The following is a 23645-nucleotide window of genomic DNA, read 5'->3' on the forward strand; positions in this document are numbered from 1 at the left end:
GGGGAGCAGGATGTTTAAACGGGAGAAAAGTATCGAGATTCAGCAGCATCGCGGTGTACAATGTGCGCATGGGAAAGTTGCGGTGCAGGGGGTTGGTATGAGTGTGTACAGTTTTTTTGTGGATGGGTTACTAATTGATACAGGTTCCTACTCACTATCGCAGGAATTTCAATCCTTTTTTAAGGGTATACCGATAGAGCAATTGGCATTAACACATTCACATGAGGATCATGCAGGAAATGCAGCGTGGATTCAACATCATAAGAATGTACCTATTTATATTCATCGTGATTCAGTCAATCTTTGTGCTGAAGATGGAGACTATCCACTCTATCGTCAGGCATTGTGGGGGGAACGACCCGCGTTTGTTGCCCAACCATTTGGTCAAACCTTACAAACGAACGCAGCAACATGGGATGTTATTGAAACACCTGGGCATACTACAGATCATCTTTCTTTTTACAATCGGGAAACAGGCGCTATGTTTACAGGTGATTTGTTTATCCAGCCAAAGACAAAGGTTGTGCTTGATGAAGAAAACATTGTCCATACCTTGGCGTCTTTAAGGAAAATAGTAAACTATGATTTCGATGTCGTCTATTGCTGTCATGCAGGCTTTATAGTGGATGGTCGAACGAAAATACAAGAAAAAATTGCTTATTTGGAAGACATGCAAGGAAAAGTGAAGCAATTATTTAAGCAAGGTTTTTCTGTTGAGGAAATCACCAAATCAATTTTTCCTCGTGATTATCCGATTACAAAAGTTTCGGGAGAGCAATGGTCTTCCAAGCATATCATCACGGCCTTTATTAATCATTTTACCGAAGAGTCCTTTATATAGGGCTCTTTTTTGTCTTGTTAAGAATTTCACAAATACTTTGATCTGTATAATAAAAAACTTTGTGAAAAAATGTGAATAAATTGTGACGAAGTCAATCAGGGCAATGGATGCGCTTACAAAAGTTTGTGAAAAAATTCTCATTTACATAAGAAAAATACTATGTGAAAAGTTGAGCAGGCTAAATGGCTCTATGTGTACACTTTATAATGTGTTAACAATCGCATTAATTATCTTAAAATAATTGATTGTGAAATGTTTAATTTGACAGAAAAATGTAATGAAAGTCATTAAACATTGAATTATTGAAGTTAAGAATAAATTGACAGAAAATTCGTTGACTATATTTTCACAAAGTATTATGATTCTGAAATATAATAAAAAATCAAAGGGAAAAGGATGGGATGGAATGGACGTAATGAAAAAGGCTTTAGAAATGCATGCACACTATAGCGGAAAATTAGAGGTGAGCTCAAAGGTACCTGTACAAGATTCCTATGATCTTAGCTTGGCTTATTCACCGGGGGTAGCAGCGCCATGTGTGGAGATTGAGAAAAATCCTTCGCTTGTGTACGACTATACAATGAAGGGTAATATGGTAGCTGTTGTGTCGGATGGGACAGCGGTTTTAGGGTTAGGAGATATCGGACCGAAAGCGGCATTACCTGTAATGGAAGGGAAGGCGATTTTACTAAAGCGTTTTGCCAATGTTGATGCTTTTCCAATATGCTTAGATACAAAAAATACGGATGAAATCGTCAGCATTGTGAAGGCGCTTGCCCCGACATTTGGTGCGGTAAACTTAGAGGATATTTCAGCACCAAGATGCTTTGAAATTGAAGATCGCCTACGTCAAGAATGTGATATTCCAGTTTTTCATGATGATCAACATGGAACAGCGATTGTTGTAGGAGCAGCGATGATTAATGCCAATCGTATTGTGAAAAAGGATATTGCAACGATGAAGGTTGTGATTAACGGTGCTGGTGCTGCAGGCATTGCGATCTTACGTATACTTGTACAAATGGGCTATAAGAATATTTATATGTGCGATACAAAGGGTATTATTTATGAGGGTCGTACAGAGGGGATGAATCCGATTAAAGAAGCGGTTGCTCATTTGACGAATCCAGAGAAGCAACATGGTACACTAGAGGATGCACTAACAGGTGCAGATGTCTTTATTGGAGTTTCTGTAGCCAATCTATTAACAGAGGCACATATTGCGTCCATGAATGAAAATCCAGTTGTCTTTGCCTTAGCCAATCCAAATCCAGAGATCACGTATGAAAATGCCAAAGCATGGGGGGTACGTGTTATGGGAACAGGCCGTTCGGATTATCCAAATCAAATTAATAATGTTCTTGCATTCCCTGGTATTTTCCGTGGTGCTTTAGATGTGCGTGCTACGGATATTAATGAGTCGATGAAGCTAGCTGCTGTAGAAGCGATTGCCTCCCTTGTGAGTGATAAGGAACTAAAGGAAGAATATATTGTGCCTAAATCTTTGGACGAACGCGTTGTGGCAATCGTCTCACGCGCAGTAAGTGGGGCAGCTGTAGAATCTGGCGTATCTGAGCTATTCCAGCAAAGTACAGCACTATCTGTCTAATAAAATTAAAAAAAGCAGATAGAGAAAAGTTACAGGCTTTTTCTCTATCTGCTTTTATTATTAAGCTGTCTCGAGTTAACAAAGGCTTTGTCTCAAGTTTTTACACCATGCCAACACCAATAATTCCGATGAGTATGACAAAGAAAAGAACAAATAATACGATGAAGATAATAATGGCTGGAATAAAGATGGTGAAGAAAGCCATCCAGTTTGAAATTTGATGTGCTTCAGCGACTACACCTACAGAAATAACAAATGACCAAATCGTCACAATGATGCTTACTAAAATAGTTGGCCAAAAAATCCACGGTAATGAACCCATAAAATTAGGATCTAATAATGAATCGGGTGAAGTCATTAACCAAATAATATAAAGTGGAATCAGTACGATATATGGGATTGCAGTTAAGCTTAACCCCTTAAATAAGTCCGAGTAAGTCCCAGTACCTTTAAATAATTTCCCGAATAGCCAAGAGATGAGTGCAGAAATAGCTGTGCCAATCATACCTGCGATAGGAGCAAAAATGACACATAACAGGACTAAAAGCCATGGCGAAAAATCAGGAAGAAATTCTGAATCAATTAATCCAGACATAAGGGAGCCAATATAACCAATAGACAAAACCAAAATTGCAAAGCCGATAGATTTTTCATTAATCATATAACGAGTCGTTTGCTTTGGATGCATCCAAACCGATAAAAATGGATTTAGTTTTGACCTTTCTTCTTTTGATGTCTCATTCAAGTTTTCCATCAAACTACCTCCAAAATAATAGAATAATTGCTTGTTACATATAGTTAATATACGAGTGAAGTAAAGAAAAGTTTCATGGAAAATAAAAATAAGCCCATACATAAAAAAAGAGTCGTAATTGTCGACTCTTTTTAGGGTTGTTTCTATTATTCAGCTAACATAATTTTCTCAAGTTCTAACGGCTCAATATACTGATCACCTTTGTAAGCACGCATATTACCGCCTGAAATTTCATCGATTAATAAAATTTCATTCGTTTTCGCATCGCGGCCGAATTCTAATTTAATGTCATAAAGCGTTAAGCCTTTTTTAGCAAGCTCTGCCGCTACAAATTTGGAAATTTCAATTGTACGTTGTTTTAAAATGGCGTATTCTTCATGAGTTAACAGGTTTAACATTGCTAAAGCATCTTCAGAAATTGGAGGATCTAAACGATCATCATCTTTGATTGTTACTTCTACAAAGGAGTCTAAATCTTGTCCTTCCTTTACATAGGCACCATAACGGCGTAGGAATGAACCAACTGCCTTAAAGCGGCAAATCACTTCTAAACCATTACCGAAAACAGTTGCCGGTTTTACTGTCATTGTTGCATCTTCGAAGTTAGCATCAACGAAATGAGTAGGAACCCCTTGTTCGTTTAATTTTGAATAAAAATAAGAAGTTAAACGTAAACCAGCCAAGCCAGCCCCATCAATTGTTAAACCAACAGTATTTGCACCTGGATCAAACACGCCGTTTTCTCCTGTAACATCGTCTTTAAATTTTAATAAATAATGACCATCTTCTAATTTGAACACATTTTTTGTTTTACCTGTATACAATAATTCCACAAAAAACCCTCCAATATTTTTCATAGTACTCTAAAATTATAACACGAATGTTCTAAATATTTAATGATAAAAATGTTCGTTTAAAACGTTTATTTTGATGTTTTATAACGGAATTGCAAATAAAAAATAAGGTGATAACGAATGTTCGTTACCACCTTGGTTGAAATTAAGAATATTCCGAAATCAAATCCTAGGAAACATTGAAAATAGAAGGTTATTAATAGACGCCTTCAGTAAGCATTCCATCTGCTACTTTGATAAAGCCAGCAATGTTTGCACCAACTACTAGGTTACCTGGGAAGCCATATTTTTCTGCTGCCGCTTTGCTGTCTGTATAAATATTTTTCATAATTTGATGAAGTTTCGCATCTACTTCTTCAAATGACCAAAATACGCGACTAGAATCTTGTGCCATTTCAAGAGCAGATACCGCAACTCCACCAGCATTCGCTGCTTTTGCTGGACCAAATAATACGCCTGCCTCTAGGAATTCATTGATTGCTTCAAGGTCTGATGGCATATTAGCACCTTCACCGATTGCTTTCACACCATTCGAAATTAATGTACGAGCTGACTCACCGTTAATTTCATTTTGCGTAGCACATGGTAGGGCAATATCACAAGGAATCGTCCAAATTCCTGTACAACCTTCTGTAAAAGTAGCATTTGGTCGGTAATTAACGTAAGTTGAGATACGGTCACCTTTTACTTCTTTAATTTCTTTGATAGCATCTAAATCTAAGCCCTCTGGATCATAGATATAGCCTGAAGAGTCCGAGCAAGCAACCACTTTGGCACCATACTGTTGCGCTTTTTCAATCGCATACGTAGACACATTACCAGATCCAGAAACAACTACTGTTTTTCCTTCGAATGAGTCATTTGCATCCTTTAGCATTTCGTTCACAAAGTAAACAGTACCGTAACCAGTTGCTTCTTTACGTGCTAAAGAGCCACCGTAGCCAGGAGTCTTACCAGTTAATACACCTGATTCATTTGCTTTTGTTAAACGCTTATATTGACCCCATAAATAACCTACTTCACGAGCACCTACGCCAATATCACCAGCAGGAACATCGACATCTGGACCAATATGACGGTATAATTCAGTCATGAATGCTTGGCAGAAACGCATAATTTCTGAATCTGATTTACCTTTCGGGTCAAAGTTTGAACCACCTTTACCACCACCGATAGGTTGCCCTGTTAAAGCATTTTTAAAGATTTGCTCAAAGCCTAGGAACTTAATGATGGATTCATTTACGGAAGGATGGAAGCGAAGACCGCCTTTATATGGGCCCATGACATTGCTGTATTGTACACGATAGCCACGATTCACTTGCACTTGATTGTTATCATCTTGCCATGCTACACGGAAAGAAATAATACGATCTGGCTCCACAATACGAGATAAAATATTGGCCTTAATATATTCAGGATGTTGCGCGAATACAGGTACTAATGAGATGAAAATTTCTTCAGCTGCTTGTAAAAATTCCGCTTGATGACTATTCTGTTGTTTAAGTTGCTCAAATACGCCATCTACGTATTCTTTTGCTAATTGTTCATTGCTAACAGTTGTAATTGTCATAAATAAAACCCCCATTTAGTTGATAGATGTATCGTATATCTATTTTTCAAACTATTCAATAAAATACTTTTAAAGTTTGTGAAAAATTGAGCAAGAGAGGTTGTTTTAAAATTATATTAAAATAATTTAGTTCTAAGTGATTCATCTAATTACGAGAAAGGAATGATGCCTTATTGTGAAGGTTCTTATAGACGCTGATGCCTGTCCAGTAGTGGATTTAGCGCTATCTATATCATCTGAGTTTGAGATAGAAACTATCTTGTTTTGCGATACATCACATCGTGTTGAACGTGATAATGTAATAACAATTATTGTACCCAAAGGTCCAGATTCTGTTGATTTTACGCTAGTGAACGCGCTTTCAAAACACGATATTGTTATTACACAGGATTACGGATTAGCAGCCATGGTTTTAGCACGAGGAGGGTATCCGATTGATCAAAATGGACGAGAAATGTCTAATGAAAACATCGAACGTTTGCTCGATATGCGGCATGTTGGTCAAAAAATTAGAAGGGCAGGTGGACGAACAAAGGGACCTAAAAAAAGAACACAAGAAAACAATATTTCGTTTGAAATGAAATTTCGACAAATTTGTGAACGAGCAATTTTAGCCCATAAACTGGAGGAATCTACAGGTGAAAAATGAACATAAACACGAACTATTCGAACAATATCCGCAGTTGAACGAACTAGCAAAAAAGGCTACTGTATTGTGGGAAAATACAAATTGGATGAAAAATCCTGAAACAACGCTCTTTACTATGGCTGAAGTGGATGATGCTGAAGCAACATTACAACGTTTTTCTTCTTATTTAAAAGTAGCATTTCCAGAGCTTCTAGAAAGTGATGGTTTAATTGAATCAACGATTAAGGAAATTCCTGCAATGAAAAGTGCTATTGAACAAGCATATGGTGTGGCGATTCCCGGCCAATTGCTTTTAAAATGTGATCATGAATTACCGATCTCTGGCTCGATCAAAGCACGTGGAGGAATTTATGAGGTATTAAAACATGCAGAAAGACTAGCTTTGGCAAGTGGAAGACTTAAAGAAGTGGATGATTATGCAATTTTAGCAACAGAAGAATTTCAGTCGTTCTTCCAACAATATACGATTGCAGTAGGCTCTACGGGGAATTTAGGATTAAGTATCGGCATTATGGGCAAGAAGCTCGGCTTTAATGTCGTTGTACATATGTCGAGTGATGCCAAGGAGTGGAAAAAAGCCTTACTGCGTGAAAAGGGTGCGACAGTGATTGAATATGAAGCTGATTACAGTGTAGCTGTTGAGCAGGGGCGACAAGAAGCTGAGCAAGATCCAAAATGTCATTTTATTGATGATGAAAATTCAAAGGATTTATTTGCTGGCTATGCCGTAGCTGCCAAGCGTTTGAAGGAACAGCTAGAAAGGACGAATATTTCAGTGGATGAAGCACATCCATTGTTCGTCTATTTACCATGTGGCGTAGGTGGAGGACCAGGTGGTGTTGCCTATGGATTAAAAGAAATTTACGGTGAGCATGTGCATATTTTCTTTGCAGAACCTGTCGCTTCTCCTTGTATGACGATCGGGCTGATGACAGGCTTACATGATGCAATTAGTGTAGAAGATATTGGCCTTGACAATCGAACAGAAGCGGATGGGTTAGCCGTTGGTCGTGCCTCCAAATTTGTAGGAAAAGTGATGGAGACGTATATAAGTGGTTGCTATACTGTATCAGATGAAGAGCTGTTTACATCTCTGGGATTAGCGATGGAAAGTGAAGGTTTATTTTTAGAGCCATCTGCACACGCAGGAATGTATGGAGCCATTCGTTTATTACAACAAGGTCAATCCTATCTAGAAAAGAACGCATTAGTAAACCATCTACCACAAGCCACACATCTTGTATGGGCAACTGGCGGTAGTATGGTCCCACCTACGATGCGAGCTGCTTATTTAGCAAAGGCCAAGGAATTTAATTAAAGACGATGTGAAGCTATGTTTGGATGGAAGCTCGACCTCTATTAGTGATATCCCGCTCGAGCATGCAGTAAAGCATTCGAATAGTGAGATGACCCGCTCCAATAGGAGACCAAAGCGCTCACAAAATGTGTGGATCCGCTCAAACAGGGGTCTTAAGCTCTCAAAAAGTGAAGCAACCCGCTTAGATTAGCGTCCACAAACGCGCAACGCAATTTCAAGTTTAGTAGAAACAAAATCAAATTAAAAAACAGGTGGAGTCATTTTTCTCCACCTGTTTTTGCTGTTTAACGTTGTAGTGCTTTACGTTGTGCGACTAAGTATACTTCTTGTGCGGCAAGGACGCCTGCTCCTGGTTCGAAATCATAGGAGAAATCTTGTAGGGCAGCCTCAAGTAGGGAAACGGCTTGTAAAATGTCACTTGGGAAACAATAGCCCATATGGCCGAATCTAAAAATTTTACCCTGTAGTTGACCTAGACCGCCTGCGAAATCTAAATGATAGTGTTGCTTAAGATGCGTCAAAAATTCACCAAGATCAATTCCTTGAGGTGTTTTAATTGCTGTAATAGTTGGAGAAGCGTATTGATCTTCAGTTAATAGCTCAATGTGTAATGCTTTCATTGCATTTCGCACCATGTTTTTCATGAGGTCATGTCGGGCAACTGTTTGCGTAAAGCCACCTTCCTGTTCGATTAATTTACACACCTCATGCAGTCCATAAATCAGTGTGATAGCAGGTGTATTAGGAGTCATGCCCTTTTCCGCCCAGCTACGATAGCTTTGAAGATTTAAGTAATAAGCAGGTGTTTGATTTTCTTCAATGACTTCCCAAGCTCTTTCGCTTACGCTGACAAGAGAGAGTCCAGGTGGGAGCATCATGGCTTTTTGAGAGCCTGTCACCAGAATATCAATGCCCCAAGCATCCATTTCAGCAGGAACGCCACCAATACAGCTTACACCATCAACGATAACGAGGGCATCTGTTTCTTCACGGATCACCTGAGCTAGTTCAGCAACAGGGTTTAAAATACCTGTGGATGTTTCATTGTACGTCACAAAAACGGCTTTAATAGTTTGTAATGGCTGTAAAAATGCTCGAAGTTCTTCGGCTGTACAAGCCTGTCCCCATTCTTTTTCGAGCTTATGTACATGGAAGCCATATTGCTCACAGATTGAAACGAAATAGTCGCCAAAAGCTCCAACTGTGATGACGACAACCTCTTCACCAGCAGATACAGTATTAACAGCTGCAGCCTCAAGCGCGGCTGTCCCACCCGAAGGTAAAAGTAAGATGTCCTGTGTCGTACCGAAAACAGGCTTTACTAATTCAATTGTTTCTCGGTATAATTCTACAAATTCCTGACTACGATGACTAAAAATATCCTGATTCATCGCAAGCTGTACCTTTTTTGGAATCGGTGTTGGCCCCGGATGTCTTAAAATATTTTCATACATATTCATTTATCCCCTTTGCTAGAAATTCAAAATTTTCTAACTATAATAATAGCATATTTATGGTGCTAGCTAACTACTTTTTTGAAAAATGATGGAAGAGATTGTCATTGTGGTACAATTTTTAAAAAGGAGGCAGTGCGAATGGAAACATCCATGCATTATCCATTTATCTATTTCTTCTACGACACAAACCAGGTGCTAGTATATAGAATTCAAGCGTTAGAGTATATCACAATAGCAGAGGTGATGAGGGAGGGGGAATGGCAGGGGTATGAGCTTGAGCCATCTGAATCTTTTACAGCATTTCATCATGAACAAAGCACACCTCAGCAGGGATGGTCTTTCTTTATGGGGCAGGAAGAGCTCTATCAGTTGGTAGAAATTATTAATGATTATATTCAACAGGTCATAACTACTACTTCAGCACAAATGGTACATATTGTTTGCTCGGAATCTGCAGCAGGCTCCTTACGAGCGACACTTGCTCCACCGAAATATGTGATCGGGTTTCCAGAGGATTTGTCGATTGGACCATTGTGGAAACTCGATGAAAAAAGAGGACAGGCATTCCGTGATGAGTGGCTAAGAGAAAATATTAATGATGGAATGGATGATTTTGTAAATCGAAATAAATTAATGAACACAATCAGAGAGATACAGGATATTCCAAGCAACCTGCAGATTTACATTTGGTGTGGGTACAATGCAGAAGAACAGTGTGGTATTAGATTTCTACTCTATTTATTACGTGATAAAGTCAATGAAGTTGTTCTTATCAACACAGGTGAACAGCGGGCTATCAACCATCAATGGAACATGGAAATGTATGATATAAAGCGAATGTCCGCAAAGGAGCGTCTAATTTTTCAGCAACAGTGGGAAAGTTTAGCACAGACAAAGGATGTTTGTCGACTATGGCTACATCGACAAATTCAAGCAGTCCAAGAGAATTATTATGATAATTTGATTATGTCAACGATTGAACAACTTCATAAGGAGCAAGGGGGTACTGATTTTATACAAACAGGTGAATTCATCTCAGAGCTATTAACAAGAATGGATGCCCCCCCAAATATCTTCTTTTTAGAATATAGAATTCGCTATTTAGTATATAGCGGGGGTTTTGAATTAAAGGGAATTCCTAAATCAATGCACCATTACTCTGTGAAATTACGTAAAAAACCTCTTTAGCCTAAGGGCATAAAGAGGTTTTAAACAATTAAGCAACGAAAGGTCTGTTCATACGCATTAAGCCGTAGATGGCAAAGAACAATCCACCTGTTATTACCATTAAGATTGTGTATAATACTGCCTTACCTGTTTCGCCACACCAGCGGTAGAATAGGCGATACGTGAAATACAGTGTAAAGCCTGCCGCTCCTAAAGAAGCTAGAATACCAATAAATGGAATAAATGAAACAATGATCAAGCCTGCATAAATAAGGGTATTTTTTAAAGCTGTTGCACGTATTGTTTCTCGAGTATCCCCACCAGCTGTCAACAGGAAGAGACTATATACATTAATAATGGGAATCCAAGCAATATAGGCTACATCTCCAAAACCATTTGTTTTAGATGTCATAAAATAAATAAGTGCACTAATAATGTAGGCAATTAAACCAATAGCAAGAGCGGCTAGTATAAAGATAAAAAATAAACCACCCATGGCTGCATCTAAATCTGAGTAATAATAAGAATCATTATAGTCATAATTCATCAGAAAAACCTCCCTTCATATGAAAATACCTCCTAATCATAACAATCCTCAAATGTTAAAGCTACAACAATTTAGATGTAATATTTAGTAGAAATCGCACAAATGTACTAGAATGAAGTTGATTATTTAAGACTTTAATGATGATTTTTTGAGTGCCTTGTGATAAAAATGCAAAAAATATCCTTGGGAACATTATTATGCTAGTTTTTGAGAATCATTTTCCGTTTTATTAATTTCAAAAATTACGTACAAAAACATTACTATCCTATGATGGTAGATGCACAAGAAATGCCACAAAAATAAAAATAGCCATCTTAACTACATTGTAAGATGACTATTTTCACGTGTATTAAATGAATTTGGCGATGTGCTCAAGTTCAATGCGGGAAGAATTGTAAGCAGGTGCGGCTGCCTTACCAATTGCAATTAAAATAACTGGGACGATATGGTCAGCTAATTCAAAGCGTTGAGCAAAGGCTTCTTTATTAAATCCACCCATTGGCACTGTATCATAGCCCATGTCTTTAGCTAGTAGCATAATCTGCATGGAAATTAGACCAGCATCAAATGTAACGATATTTTTTAACACTTCTTGGGGAAGTTGAGAATATAGATTGATTGAGTTGTTAATCATTGAATCTTTTGTTGCCTCATTGATATAGCCAAGATCGAAGTTCTTTGTATAGACAGCCTCGGCATTTTCGTACATCTTTGTATCACCTAAAACGGCAATAATTGCTGAGGAAGTTTCTACTTGTTCTTGGTTATTGGCAATAGCACGTAGCTCTTTTTTGACCGCTTCATCCTGAATTACTAAAAAGCGCCAAGGCTGTAGGTTACTAGACGATGGAGCAGACGTTGCTTCTACAAGTAATTCTTCTAATTGTTGCTGCGGGATTTTAAAGTTTTCATCGTATTTACGAACGGATTTACGCTCGTGCATAACTTTAGTTAAAGAACTTTTTGTCACTGTCATTATTTTGTCTCCTTCATGGTATGATGCGTTTTTTACTATACGATAAATGAATTCATTTTCCAAGTAAATTGCTCGAATTAAAGAGTCTTGAATCTAGGATTTAAAAGTTACAAAAAAAACATATTTTTGTAGGTATAATCCATTTATACTAGAGATGGAATAGAGCAATAATAATAGATATGGAGTGAAGGTGAATGAAAAAGCTATTAGGAAATTTAAATATTATGGCAAAAATCGCAATGCTTATTCCTGTCATCACTGTTTTTTTAGGTGGTATGACCTTCCTTAACTATTTGAACGTATCCAATGAACTTGAAAGCTCTATTGAAAATGAAATGTCTATACTAGCGGATGATGTTGCAGGTTCCGTTGAGAGCAAATTGCATGCACACATTCAGCTCATAAATAGTGCAAAGACAACAATAGAATCGGCTGACAGTATGATGACCAGAGAGCAATTTATTCGCTACGTACAGCAGCTATTGCCTTTCAATAAGGAAACGTATGGTATGGGATTATGGCTAGAGGAGGATGTGGCAAAGGGAGAGATTTTCGGGCCTTATGCCTATAAGGAAGAAGAAAAAATTGTCTCTACGGATGCTTATGAAGATCCTGCCTATCATTTTCACGAGCAAGAATGGTATCGCAATAGTATCCAGTCTAATAAGGTAGTTCATACTGCACCTTATTTTGATGAAGCTCTTGGGGAAATGTTTATCTCATTTGGTACACAAATTGTCAAAGATTCTAAGCCCATTGGCGTTATTACAGGGGATTATGTATTAGATTCAATTCAATCCATTGTTTCTGACGTGAAAATTCGAGAGAGTGGTTATGCATTTATAATTGATGATAGTGGCAAAATTTTAACGCACCCTGATGTAAATAAAGTGAATAAAGAAACGATCCAGCAGTTGTTGAACATGCCTGTGGAGCAGATTTCTGATCAAAAAAAGTTAATACATACAAACAGTCAGGGTAGTGATTTTACCTTACAATTTATGCAAATACAAGATATGCCGTGGAAGTTAGTTTTACTGGTTCCGACAACTGAGCTTTACGGCGAAATACAGGCAATGCTTCAACAGCAAATCGTGATCAGTGTCGTTCTAATTTTACTTATCGCAATTAGTATTTATTTCCTTGCTCGTTATATCCGTGGGGAAGTGAAAACTATGAATAATCATTTGGGCTATCTTGCTACGGGTGATTTAACGCAACAAATGGCCGTTCATACGAAGGACGAATTTGGTGAAATGGCGCAGTATTATAATGACTCTGTGGAAGCATTAGGTTCGATGATGCAGCGCATTGTAGCTGAAACCGAGACAGTTGCTTCTACTGCAGAGGAATTAACGGCAAGTGTGCAAGAGGTCAATAAAACTGTCACAGAAGTTGCGATTTCTATGCAAGAGGTGGCAGAAAATACGAGTTCACAACAACAGGTGAGTGGGGAGTTAGAGGGTGTAACAACACAACTAGGTGGGGATATGAAGACCGCCATGGACGATTTACATAAAGCAGTCCAACAATCACAAAAAACCTCTGAACTCGCTACTGGCGGATCACAAAAAATACATGGTTTCGTAAATGATATTGTCCACCTACATGCACAGGTTGACAGTAGTGCCAATCTGGTGAATGGCTTGAAGGAGCATTCGATTCAAATAGAGCAGATGAGTCAGCTCATTTCGGCTATTACCGACCAAACTAATTTACTATCACTTAATGCTGCCATTGAGGCAGCACGAGCAGGGGAAGCAGGGAAAGGCTTTGCCGTTGTTGCAGGAGAGGTTAAAGCACTGGCTGAACAAACTAGCCGTGCTTCGTTAGATATTGCAAAGGTTGTGCAGACGATTCAGGAACAAATGAATGACGCAGTAGAGATGATGGAGCAAAGTCGAAAAATAGCTCATCAAGGCATTGGCTCTGTTCAACAAGCAGGCATGACCTTCGATACAATTGCCAGTGCAACTGAAGGTCTCCAAAACACCATGCAAAATACAAGCAAAACGACATCTGATGCTTTTGAAAAGTTGCAGGCAGTAACCGAAAAAGTACAGGCAATTAGCAAACAGGCACTTGCAACAAATGATCATACATTAAATGTATCGGCCATCACGGAGGAGCAGGCATCGACAATGAATGAGATGTCTGTAGCCTCTGAGCAGTTAGCACAACTTGCTCAAAATCTGCAAGAAGAAGCAACTAAATTCACGATTTAGTGCTAAGGTGTACATCTAGATTTAGGTGTACACCTTTTTAAGATCTAAATGAAAAAGCTTCCCATTGTATATTTTTCTTAGGTGCAGCCGATTTGAAATGCTTGATCATTTTTTCTGGTCCACATATATAAATACTAGTTTGTGGAGAAAAGGATAACTCATCAACAGAGAGTCTATTGCGCTGTGTTGTATCAATAAATGTGACAGTAAAATGGTCATTTGCTTGTGCATAATCCTCTAAAAAATCTTTGTAGATGACATTGTCTTGCCCGTGAAAAGAATAATATAAGTCAATTTTTTTATCAGGCTGTGTGTGTAAATAGGCAAGAAATGGGGTGATGCCCATACCACCTGCAATCCATAGCTGCTGTGCATTCCCGTTGCCGAAGTCAAAATGACCATAGGGGCCATCTACAGCAACCTCTGTATGAACCTGAATAAGGTTGTAGACCTGTTTGGTATAATCTCCAATAGCTTTTATTGTAAGATTGATTTGTTGTCCACACCCTCCAGAAATAGAGAAGGGATGTGGTGCTTTTTCGATACCCTCTTGAAAGACTTTCAGAAAGAGAAATTGTCCTGGTCGATAATCCAGCTGTTTTGTAAGCTTCAACTTAATTTCCAATATCTCAGGAGTCAGCCTTTGAATGGATGAAATCTGACCTTTATAGGGAAAGAACATATCCTGATACATTGTCAGCATATAAAGGGCTGACATAAATCCAATCGTAGTTGTTAATGCTGTAAAAATTCCTAAAGCTGAGGGCTGTAATAAATCATAGTGGCTAGAAAAATAAGCATGATAAATACCCAATGTATAGGGCACAAGTAATAAGCGATGAAGCCAGCGCCAATGCTCGTACTTCAGGAATTTTGCAATAAAGGCAAGAATGATTAGGAAGATAAAGCCGTATTGAGCAAGCTCGCCAAGATCTTTTGCGAATTCGTTGAGTGGTGTTTGTTGTGTTAGCTCTTCATCAGGAATCATTTTTTGTAATTGCCCGTGAATAAGAATCAATACAAGTGAAAGGATTGCTAGTAATTTATGATAAAAATAGACATGCTCAAGACCACTAAACCATCGCTCTAACATTTTTATTCTTGTAGCTAATAAGAATACAAGAAATAAACAAGTTATGGCTAAGCCACCAATGACATGACTTAGTGTGTTCAATGGATGAATCGGTGCCATCGGTTTGCTAAAATACCAAAGCAAAGCACTACCACACAAAATGATGAAAATAAAAAGTATTCCTTTATAAGCTCTCATATTTAACCTCCATCACTATGTTTATCCATAATTTAACTAGCTATACAATCAGAGTGGAAAAAGTTTCGAGCGTACGTTCGGAATGTACGTTCCCTTTTGTGTCGAATTATGTTACATTAAGAAGGAAAAATAAGAGAAAAGGAGTGGAAGTAATTTATGCAAGGGAATACCCATATCGTTGGGGGCATTACAGCAAGTCTTGCCTTTGCGCAGTTTTCAAATGATAACCCACTTGTCTTAGTTGGTGCGGGGGTTATTGGTGCATTACTTCCAGATATTTGTCATAGAGGTAGTAAAATAGGTCGAACATTTCCCCTCATCGCGAAGCTAGTGACTACAGTATTTGGACATCGTTCCTTTACACATAGTTTGTTGTTTTTAATAAGCATGATGGTTTTATTACATATGTTGATTCCCTATCGAGCGATATCTATTGGAATAATTATCGGGATGGCTAGTCATATCATACTTGATATGTGTACAAAAAAAGGGGTTAAACTATTTTTCCCTGCGACTGTCTCCATTCGTTTTCCACTTACAACGAAAACTGGTAGCAAGGTAGAAGGTGTCGTACTGATGTTGTTATCGATGCTATCCATCTATTTCAGCTATGAATTAATTGTAAGATTTATTGATGCGATATAAATAAGAAAAGCCCCAGTAATCGTTTACTGGGGCTTTTCATGTTAGTCTGCCTGTACCTCTTCAACAGTTTGCTCTACCTCAGCACGAGTCATTTTTTCTCGTCCTTCTTGCATTGCCTTTAGTGTTTTGTGCGCTAAGGCAAGTGGTAGGCGACAGAATAGCTGAATAGTACGTTTATTGATATCCTTCATATATAAATCTGCTTTGGCTAAATTTTCTTCTGCATACGCAAATAAATCCTCGCGTGTCCATCCCTCTGGTACGAAACTTACACCACGTTCATCTAAATCCTCATGCTGATTACGTAAGATGTTGACAGCCTGCAATCCACGGCCATAGCCTATTGCTAGCTCGCGATCCGTTTGAACGCCTGCACCCCATGCCCAAAGCTCAGACAGCATCGTCCCTACAAGCCCAGCCACGTAGTATGTATAATCGTCTAAATCCTCACGTGTGCGGACCTGCCAATTCGCCTTTGCCCATTTTGCCATCCCAAAAGCCATTTCACTTGTGGAAGCCTGTACAATTTTTCTGGATTCCTCAGGGCAAAATGTCAGCCAATCTGCTAAACGAAGGGATACTTCAGGTAATAGCTCTGCATAAGGTGCAAGTAATGACTGATAGGCTTCGTTATTGAAATTGTCCTTTAGTAATTCACTCGTAGCTGACAGTAAATCAAATTTTACATCATTAGAAAGTTCTTCATGGTCTTCAATTTCATCAATAGCACGCATTGCTAAATAGGCTGCAGCCACTGATATCTTTAAATCATTTTTTAAAAATGTAATAGGTATATAAAACGTGCGGCTTGTATCTTTCAAAACCTGCATCGCTTCTTTGTAAAGTCTTTTTTGCTCGTTCACTTGTATTCCTCCGTTCAAATGGTTCCACATCTATAGTATATCGTATCGTAAAAATAGGGAAAGATAAAACAGATTGTTCATATTTAGAGAGATATTCTTTGAAAACGTTTCCTAAAAGTGATATAGTTTAATAGTAAACTATTTAAGCTTATACTTTCTTTGTGGACGAAAGTATAAGTTAAACCACATTACAGAAGAGAGGAAGTTTAGAAAAATGGGACGTTTAGATAACAAAATTGCGATGATTACTGGTGGCGCATCTGGTATGGGTGCAGCAATGGCGAAATTGTTTGCCCAAGAGGGTGCTACGGTAATTGCAGCTGATATTAATGAAGATAACCTAGCAAAAATTTCTGAGCTTGACCATGTAGAGGGGATGAAATTAGATGTTTCCTCTGACGAAAACTGGGCAGAAGTGACGAAAGCCATTGTGGAGAAATATGGTCGCATTGATATTTTAATTAACAATGCTGGTATTTCTTCCGAAAAAGGACCAGATCAAATTACACAAGCGGATTGGTCAATCATGCATAATATCAATGCCTTTGGACCTTTCCTGGGCATTAAACATGCCTCTAACTATATGAAAGAAGCTGGGAAAGGCTCTATCGTTAATACATCCTCTTACACAGCAATTATTGGCGCTGGCTTTAATGCCTATACAGCCTCTAAAGGATCTTTACGTGCGATTGCTCGTGCAGCGGCATCCGAGCTTGGTGCTTTCAATGTTCGTGTCAATACAGTATTCCCTGGTGTCATTGAAACACCAATGACTGCTAAATTATCAGAAGCAAAAGAAGCAATGGATATGTTAGTAAGAGCAACACCAATGGGTCGCCTTGGTCAACCAGAAGAAGTAGCGAATGCTATTTTATTTTTAGCATCTGATGAAGCTTCTTACATTACAGGTGCCGAGCTTGTCATTGATGGTGGCTATTCAGCACGCTAATTAATCGTTTTAGGAAAGTGAAAGTGCCTGTTCAAGCAGTGCATTTTCACTTTTTTTTGCATTTCAAGATTTAAATAGTGGAACGTCCGATTTGGACGCTCCCATCACTATTTCATGAACCACCCAAAGCGCCTTAATATGATAGGCATCGTGCATAGCTAATCTCTTCATTTCAAGCACTAAAGAGTGCTCTCCTGGAATCTGTTTATATAAATCTTCATATTCCGCTTTAGAATATTCGTTAAATTTCAAAAACAGCATAATGCTTTAACAAAGCTTTATTTTTTTAGTAGAATGATAATAAAGCTTTAGAAATGCATTAAAATTCAGCTATCATATAGAAAAAATTTGATATTTTCCATGATTTTTTCATGAAAGTTTACGAAGTTATTGCACAATCATTTCAACAGCGTTAAAGTTTAGAAAGGGCGAAAATGTCATTACACAATTTGGGGGATTGTACTGAGCGTTTAGCTTTTGTACAAACAAATTAATTGGTCAGGATTTTGGCACACAAAACTCCTTGCAAAATCCTTCGTACCAAAGAGGGCATGTACTTTAATAGTTGCCTTAATCTTCGCGTAAACTGCAATCATTATATGACAAAGTTGCGTAATAAAAACAAAGGAGAATTGTATGCCAAAGGCTATAGGTATTGATGCAGGCGGCACATTGACAAAGGTTGCTTATTTAGATCAACACAATGAACTTGTTTTAACAACCTTTCCGTCTAATGATCTGCAATCTGTAAAAAAATGGATTATCGATCATCCAGATATTGAGGATATTGGTGTTACGGGGGGACGTACAGAGCAATTACTTGATGTCATTAAAACAATGAAATCGATTCATTATATAGTGGAATTTGAAGCAACATTAAAGGGTGTCCGATTTTTACTAAATAAAGAAGGCTACTTTTTTGAGCGTAGCATGATTACCAATATCGGGACAGGCACTTCCATTCATTACATGGAGGGCAATACCCATATTCGCGTTGGCGGGACAGGTGTTGGTGGTGGGACGTTAATTGGATTGTCAGCGCTTACAACAGGGATTACAGATTACAATGAAATACGAGAAATGGCTGACAAGGGCCATCGTGAGAGCATTGATTTATTAGTTAAGGACATTTATCAGGGCATGGATACACCTATTGATGGTCATTTAACTGCAAGTAATTTTGGGAAAGTAGGCATTACCCAGTCCATGAAACATCCTGCAGAGGATATTATAGCGACTGTTCAGGGTCTAGTAGGTGAAGTTATTACCACGCTTAGCATTCAATATGCGGAAGAAAAAAAGGCTCAGCATATTGTCTATATTGGATCAACTCTCAGCAATAATGCTCATCTTGCCCGTGTGATTGCAAATTATACACGTACGAAAAAGCATACACCTGTCTTTATTAACGATCATGGTTTTTCAGGCGCTGTCGGAGCATTGCTCAACATCACAGAATATACAATTGTCTAGGGACGAAATATGAATGAACATGACTAATACATATTAGTCATGTTCATTTTTTTACAATTAGCGAAGAAACTGACCTACATAGTAACGCCTCAATTTGAACAAATTATGTGCAGGAGGTGATGTTACGTGGGGAAACGTAATAATCGAAATAACAGTAAAACCATGAATATGCGAACGCATAATCCTTTTGGTACTTACAAAAGTAAGGATCTTGATCGAAGTAATAGCAATAACAACAATCCGAATGACAACTTAAACGAAGAATTCGCAGCAGAATTTGATGCAAAAGCTAAAAATAAAAACAATAAAACGAATCATGATAAAAACCAGCAGTCCAATAAAACGAAATAACGGAGGTGCAAATCATGGCAAAGAAGAGAAAAACAAGCTTTAAAAAGAAAAAGAAGGAAGATACACATAAAAAGAATGATCGTGAAGAGTACTCAGCAGAGTTTAACCAGGTCATTCATAATAACCCTCAACAGCCAAAGCAATAAAGACAAGCTGCTCCAAAGCTTTTGGAGCGCTTATTTTTTTAAAGGAGTGATTCAAGTGCGGAAGTTATATTTACTTGGGGTTGTGCTTGTTTGTCTTACTGTGTTCATACAAACAGCAATGGTCGCAAATGCACAACAAGAAACACCACCAGCCTATGCCAAATGGGGACAAATGGCCATCAAAGAGGTAAAGGCAAAATATCCTTCAGCCAAAATTATCGATTATTTGCATGAGGGTAAAGAAGTACATGGGGAGTCAACAATCGAAAAGTTTAAGCTCTGGCTCAAGCAACCCGATAAGGAATTTGGTGTCTATGTAAGAATTAGTTATCAAAGTGCAACACAAAAGGTAGAAAAAATTGAATTACAAGAAAGTACGTCATGAAAAAAAGGATGCCCAGAAAAGGCATCCTCATTCATTTAACTTTCAAGCTTTTGAATAAACGCACGCATCAAGCCTGGTAAATCAGGCCATGCATGTCCACTTACTAAATTGCCATCTGTATGAAGATTGGCATCAATATAAGTAGCGCCAGCCACTTGCACCTCTGGCTTGCAAGCAATATAGGCTGTCAGTTCACGTCCTTTTAGCACTTCAGGAATCGTTGCGAAAATTTGTGCTGCATGACAAACGGCTGCAATCGGTTTATTCGTTTCGAAAAAGTGGGATACGAGTGGTGGCACATGCTCATTTAAACGAATGTATTCTGGCGCACGACCACCAGGAATAATCAATCCATCAAAATGGGTTGGATCAACATTAGCAAAAGAAGCATGTGCCTCTAAACCATAGGCAGGTCGCTCGATGTATGTATCGACGCCATCTACAAAATCGTGTAGTACAGTTTGTAATTTCTTAGCTGATGGTGCTGCAATTGTGACATCATATCCTGCCTCAAGACAACGATAATAAGGATAAAAAATCTCTAAAGCCTCTACGGCATCTCCTGCAAGAATTAAAACTTTTTTCCCCATGATTCCATCTCCTTTACATTGAAAGTTTATTAACTTTTATTCGACACATGCAAAAAATTTCCTGCTACTGGTCAAACCATCTTGGCAAATTACTTCCTTTACAAAGAAAAAAATGAAGCGTATAGTATTTATTTAGCTAGGTAAATAATTTTAGGAGGTAGATAGTGATGAATCCAATTTTCCATGCTTTATTCCAAAAAAATCGCTATTTAACTAATTGCTTAAATGAAGTGCTGAAGCAGCATCATTTATATAGTTCTCAGTGGACCATTTTATATTGCTTACATAAAAATGGACCGATGACATTGACGCAAATTTGGAAATATTTAAATGTGGAAGCGCCAAGTATCACCAGAGCGATTACAAGGCTTGAGGCATTGGGCTGGGTACAACGATTAGATGGTGAGGATAAACGAGAAAAGATAGTGACTTTATCCACACAAGCAGAGGAGCGCCTACCAGCCATTACAGTGACTATTCGAGCGTTTGAGGAGGAAATGGTAGGTTCTTTAACTGCTGAAGAACAAGAGCAATTTCTGAAGCTATTGGAAAAAATGAAAGGTTGATGGACATGCAGCAAGAAGAGAATACACAAATATGGACGAAGCGTTTCATTAGTCTATTTTTAACGAATATCTCAGTTTTTTTTGTATTTTATGGACTTGTAACGACTTTGCCGCTTTATGCAATAGGGGAGCTACATCAGACAGATAAGGAGGCAGGGCTTCTATTGTCTGGCTTTTTATTGTCAGCTATCATTGTACGCCCGTTTTCAGGAAAACTGTTGGATGTATTTGGTAAGAAAAAACTGTTAGTCCTCTCAATCGGGGGCTATTTTATATGTACCGTCTTATATTTATTTATTCATCCATTCGGCCTTTTACTTGGTCTACGTTTTATACAAGGGATTTTCTTTAGTATTATTACAACAGCTGCAGGATCTTTAGCGGCTGATATCGTTCCAGCTAAACGAAAAGGAGCAGGCCTTGGCTATTTCACGATGTCTACAAATCTAGCTGTCGTTATTGGTCCATTTATCGGACTATTATTAATACAATATAGTACCTTTAACGTATTGTTCATCGTTATGAGTATCTGTATTCTAGCAGGAGGAATTCTAGCGTTTACGGTCAATACTGATGATTTACCGAAACCTGCACATGAAGGAAAACTAACCTTTAAATTTGATGATTTGTTTGAGCGAAAAGCGTTACCTGTTGCTGCGATTGCTAGTTTAGTAGCCTTTTCGTATGCCAGTGTTTTATCCTTTTTATCGGTCTATGCACAGCAAAAGGATTTAATGGCTGTGGCCAGTCTTTTTTATGCGGTGTTTGCTGCATCCATGTTAATTACGCGTCCGTACACAGGTAAACTTTATGATACGAAGGGACCACAATTTGTTATTATTCCCGGCATTATCTCCTTCGCCATCGGGCTCGTTATGCTCGCTTTTGTAGAGGGGCCCGTATTATTTTTGAGTGCTGCTATTTTTGTAGGTTTCGGCTATGGTGCTGTGACGACAAGCTTGCAAGCATTAGCCGTTCAATCCACAGCCATCCAGCGAAGTGGCTATGCTACAGCAACCTATTTTACGATGTTTGACCTTGGAATCGCACTAGGTTCTTATATTTTAGGAATGGTAGCCGTGCAGGCAGGCTATGCTTCAGTTTACTTGTCAGGTGCAGGCTTACTAGGGGTTGTCTTTATTATTTATCTATTACGACTTGCAAAGATGAAACCGAAAAAAATAGTGAATATATAGTAAAACAGTTGGGCCTGTCCCAACTGTTTTTATGATTATAGGCAATCATGTAGCGTGGCCGTTTTAGACCAAAATATGGTATAATAAGAGAGTAACTAGATAGAGGTTTCATGGGCGGTTGGCACAATATTAACCTATCTCATTCAACTTATGGAAGAGAAAGGAGTTGATGCCTTTGACTATTTTTGAAGCAATAATGGTTGCGATAAGTCTTTCAACACTTATTGTTTCTGTACTTGCATTGTCATTTACTTTTACACAAAAAAAGTAAACCGCCCCTGCCTCGCCAGCATGTGAGATGGTTTACTTTCATCACTTTGCAAATCGCCTTTGAAGCGATTCATCTTGTTACTAGGACCATTGGTGTTCCAGCACCAATGGTCTTATTTACTTATATACATCTTCACTAAGAATTATAACATGGATAAACGGTTTTTTTCAAATAATGTAAATTTAATTGTCATTGACTACAATGATTTTTGGGAAACAAAATATATGGAACCTAAATGGCTTGAGTGGGCAAAACAGCCACAATCAATTGCACAGGCAGGACTAACTTATTCGAAGGATATTTATGACTTGGAAAGGATTTGAATCATTAAGAGAAATAAGCGTTGACATTATAGCACACCATACAGAGATCGATAAGACAGTTATACGTGATTTATTTGCTAATGAGACGGGTTATGCGACCCCAAAAATAGATATTCGGGCGGTGGTTTTTAGGGACAATAAAATATTAATGGTTAAAGAAAAAATGGATGGTGATTGGTCATTACCAGGTGGCTGGGGCGACATCGGCTTTACACCTAGTGAAGTAGCCATCAAAGAAACGAAAGAAGAATCGGGATTTGATGTAAAAGCAATCAAACTCATAAGTGTATTTGATAAGAAGTGCTACCCTCAGCCACAATCTCTCTATCATGTCTATAAAATGTTTATCCAATGTGAAATCATTGGAGGACGTGCAGAAGAAGGTATGGAAACTAACGCTGTTGCGTTCTTAGCTGAAAATGAACGCCCTCTCTATCAATGGCTAGAAATACCGAATCACAAGTAAAATTAGCTTTTCGTCATTTAAATAATCTACATTTACCTACCTATTTTGATTGAAATCTCAAGCTGAATAATATGAATTGTATATTTGACGATTAAAGGAGAGCCGCTCAAACCAGCTCTCCATTTTTTATGTATTCTTCGATTTTTTCGAATTTGTATTTGACATAAAGTGTGCATAAAGGAAA

23 protein-coding genes and 1 pseudogene are annotated in these 23645 nt (G+C 38.2%); 15 read left to right on the forward strand and 9 right to left on the reverse strand.

The genetic code is table 11. The annotated features are described in order from the left end of the window. Nucleotides 1-10 precede the first annotated feature (10 nt). Both BFM98_RS13955 and BFM98_RS13960 read left to right on the forward strand, forming a co-directional pair. Nucleotides 11-841, forward strand: a complete 831-nt coding sequence (locus BFM98_RS13955) for an MBL fold metallo-hydrolase (protein WP_066037693.1) — start codon at nt 11-13, stop codon at nt 839-841. 406 nt (nt 842-1247) lie between these two features. Continuing rightward, nucleotides 1248-2450, forward strand: a complete 1203-nt coding sequence (locus tag BFM98_RS13960) for an NAD(P)-dependent malic enzyme (RefSeq protein WP_048390037.1) — start codon at nt 1248-1250, stop codon at nt 2448-2450. A 100-nt stretch (nt 2451-2550) separates the two neighbouring features. Here BFM98_RS13960 and BFM98_RS13965 read toward each other — a convergent pair whose 3' ends face one another. From BFM98_RS13965 to gdhA, 3 genes are all read right to left on the reverse strand, one after another. Next, nucleotides 2551-3204 carry a Yip1 family protein gene (locus BFM98_RS13965; protein WP_066037694.1) on the reverse strand — a complete coding sequence of 218 codons (654 nt, stop codon included), beginning with the start codon at nt 3202-3204 and terminating at the stop codon, nt 2551-2553. A gap of 146 nt (nt 3205-3350) precedes the next feature. Beyond that, nucleotides 3351-4037: a phosphoribosylaminoimidazolesuccinocarboxamide synthase gene (locus tag BFM98_RS13970; RefSeq protein ID WP_004269355.1), complete on the reverse strand. Its 687-nt coding sequence runs from the start codon at nt 4035-4037 to the stop codon at nt 3351-3353. Nucleotides 4038-4254: 217 nt separating this feature from the next. Further along, nucleotides 4255-5628, reverse strand: a complete 1374-nt coding sequence (gdhA, locus tag BFM98_RS13975; RefSeq protein WP_004269356.1) for an NADP-specific glutamate dehydrogenase — start codon at nt 5626-5628, stop codon at nt 4255-4257. Nucleotides 5629-5803: 175 nt separating this feature from the next. On the opposite strand from gdhA, the gene BFM98_RS13980 reads away from it, so the two are divergent. Further along, the gene (locus tag BFM98_RS13980) at nt 5804-6277 is read left to right on the forward strand and encodes a YaiI/YqxD family protein (RefSeq protein ID WP_004269357.1); all 474 of its coding nucleotides are present in this window, start codon (nt 5804-5806) and stop codon (nt 6275-6277) included. Next, nucleotides 6267-7595, forward strand: a complete 1329-nt coding sequence (locus tag BFM98_RS13985) for a D-serine ammonia-lyase (RefSeq protein WP_066037695.1) — start codon at nt 6267-6269, stop codon at nt 7593-7595. The genes BFM98_RS13980 and BFM98_RS13985 overlap by 11 nt, the downstream gene beginning before the upstream one ends. 284 nt (nt 7596-7879) lie before the next feature. Here the strand turns inward: BFM98_RS13985 and BFM98_RS13990 are convergent, their stop codons facing one another. Further along, nucleotides 7880-9049 carry a pyridoxal-phosphate-dependent aminotransferase family protein gene (locus tag BFM98_RS13990; protein WP_066037696.1) on the reverse strand — a complete coding sequence of 390 codons (1170 nt, stop codon included), beginning with the start codon at nt 9047-9049 and terminating at the stop codon, nt 7880-7882. Between the two features lie 141 nt (nt 9050-9190). Between BFM98_RS13990 and BFM98_RS13995 the strand changes: the two genes are divergently transcribed. After that, nucleotides 9191-10240, forward strand: coding sequence for a DUF1835 domain-containing protein (locus BFM98_RS13995; RefSeq protein ID WP_066037697.1), 1050 nt, complete (start codon nt 9191-9193; stop codon nt 10238-10240). 28 nt (nt 10241-10268) lie between these two features. On the opposite strand, the gene BFM98_RS14000 is transcribed toward BFM98_RS13995, so the two are convergent. Beyond that, nucleotides 10269-10766, reverse strand: coding sequence for a hypothetical protein (locus BFM98_RS14000; protein ID WP_004269361.1), 498 nt, complete (start codon nt 10764-10766; stop codon nt 10269-10271). 349 nt (nt 10767-11115) lie between these two features. Continuing rightward, entirely contained in the window at nt 11116-11742 is a 627-nt protein-coding gene (locus tag BFM98_RS14005; RefSeq protein ID WP_036076309.1) for a nitroreductase family protein, read from the reverse strand. A gap of 194 nt (nt 11743-11936) precedes the next feature. On the opposite strand from BFM98_RS14005, the gene BFM98_RS14010 reads away from it, so the two are divergent. After that, a complete protein-coding gene (locus BFM98_RS14010; RefSeq protein ID WP_066037698.1) occupies nt 11937-13967 on the forward strand; it encodes a methyl-accepting chemotaxis protein in 2031 nt (676 codons plus the stop codon). A 37-nt stretch (nt 13968-14004) separates the two neighbouring features. On the opposite strand, the gene BFM98_RS14015 is transcribed toward BFM98_RS14010, so the two are convergent. Further along, nucleotides 14005-15237 carry a ferredoxin reductase family protein gene (locus tag BFM98_RS14015; RefSeq protein ID WP_048390052.1) on the reverse strand — a complete coding sequence of 411 codons (1233 nt, stop codon included), beginning with the start codon at nt 15235-15237 and terminating at the stop codon, nt 14005-14007. 156 nt (nt 15238-15393) lie between these two features. On the opposite strand from BFM98_RS14015, the gene BFM98_RS14020 reads away from it, so the two are divergent. Continuing rightward, nucleotides 15394-15882 carry a metal-dependent hydrolase gene (locus BFM98_RS14020; RefSeq protein WP_036076312.1) on the forward strand — a complete coding sequence of 163 codons (489 nt, stop codon included), beginning with the start codon at nt 15394-15396 and terminating at the stop codon, nt 15880-15882. Nucleotides 15883-15923: 41 nt separating this feature from the next. Here the strand turns inward: BFM98_RS14020 and BFM98_RS14025 are convergent, their stop codons facing one another. Next, entirely contained in the window at nt 15924-16745 is an 822-nt protein-coding gene (locus BFM98_RS14025; RefSeq protein WP_083225376.1) for a squalene/phytoene synthase family protein, read from the reverse strand. A gap of 214 nt (nt 16746-16959) precedes the next feature. On the opposite strand from BFM98_RS14025, the gene BFM98_RS14030 reads away from it, so the two are divergent. From BFM98_RS14030 to BFM98_RS14045, 5 genes are all read left to right on the forward strand, one after another. Beyond that, on the forward strand, nt 16960-17694 hold the full coding sequence (locus BFM98_RS14030) for an SDR family NAD(P)-dependent oxidoreductase (RefSeq protein WP_004269367.1): 735 nt from the start codon (nt 16960-16962) through the stop codon (nt 17692-17694). Between the two features lie 636 nt (nt 17695-18330). Beyond that, nucleotides 18331-19167 (forward strand): type II pantothenate kinase, encoded by an 837-nt coding sequence (coaW, locus tag BFM98_RS14035; RefSeq protein WP_036076313.1) that lies wholly within the window; start codon nt 18331-18333, stop codon nt 19165-19167. A 126-nt stretch (nt 19168-19293) separates the two neighbouring features. Next, entirely contained in the window at nt 19294-19518 is a 225-nt protein-coding gene (locus tag BFM98_RS14040) for a hypothetical protein (protein ID WP_004269369.1), read from the forward strand. A gap of 14 nt (nt 19519-19532) precedes the next feature. Further along, nucleotides 19533-19664, forward strand: a complete 132-nt coding sequence (locus BFM98_RS24435) for a hypothetical protein (RefSeq protein ID WP_004269370.1) — start codon at nt 19533-19535, stop codon at nt 19662-19664. A 55-nt stretch (nt 19665-19719) separates the two neighbouring features. Next, the gene (locus BFM98_RS14045) at nt 19720-20049 is read left to right on the forward strand and encodes a DUF3889 domain-containing protein (RefSeq protein ID WP_048390060.1); all 330 of its coding nucleotides are present in this window, start codon (nt 19720-19722) and stop codon (nt 20047-20049) included. Nucleotides 20050-20084: 35 nt separating this feature from the next. On the opposite strand, the gene BFM98_RS14050 is transcribed toward BFM98_RS14045, so the two are convergent. After that, a complete protein-coding gene (locus BFM98_RS14050; protein WP_066037700.1) occupies nt 20085-20639 on the reverse strand; it encodes a DJ-1/PfpI family protein in 555 nt (184 codons plus the stop codon). A gap of 167 nt (nt 20640-20806) precedes the next feature. On the opposite strand from BFM98_RS14050, the gene BFM98_RS14055 reads away from it, so the two are divergent. From BFM98_RS14055 to BFM98_RS14065, 3 genes and pseudogenes are all read left to right on the forward strand, one after another. Further along, nucleotides 20807-21205, forward strand: coding sequence for a MarR family winged helix-turn-helix transcriptional regulator (locus tag BFM98_RS14055; RefSeq protein WP_048390064.1), 399 nt, complete (start codon nt 20807-20809; stop codon nt 21203-21205). After that, nucleotides 21205-22401 (forward strand): MFS transporter, encoded by a 1197-nt coding sequence (locus BFM98_RS14060; RefSeq protein ID WP_048390066.1) that lies wholly within the window; start codon nt 21205-21207, stop codon nt 22399-22401. Before BFM98_RS14055 ends, BFM98_RS14060 begins: the two co-directional genes overlap by 1 nt. A gap of 495 nt (nt 22402-22896) precedes the next feature. Continuing rightward, nucleotides 22897-23514: pseudogene (locus BFM98_RS14065) on the forward strand (NUDIX hydrolase). Nucleotides 23515-23645: the final 131 nt, after the last annotated feature.

The organism is Lysinibacillus sp. AR18-8, assembly GCF_001705465.1.
Taxonomy (GTDB): domain Bacteria; phylum Bacillota; class Bacilli; order Bacillales_A; family Planococcaceae; genus Lysinibacillus; species Lysinibacillus capsici.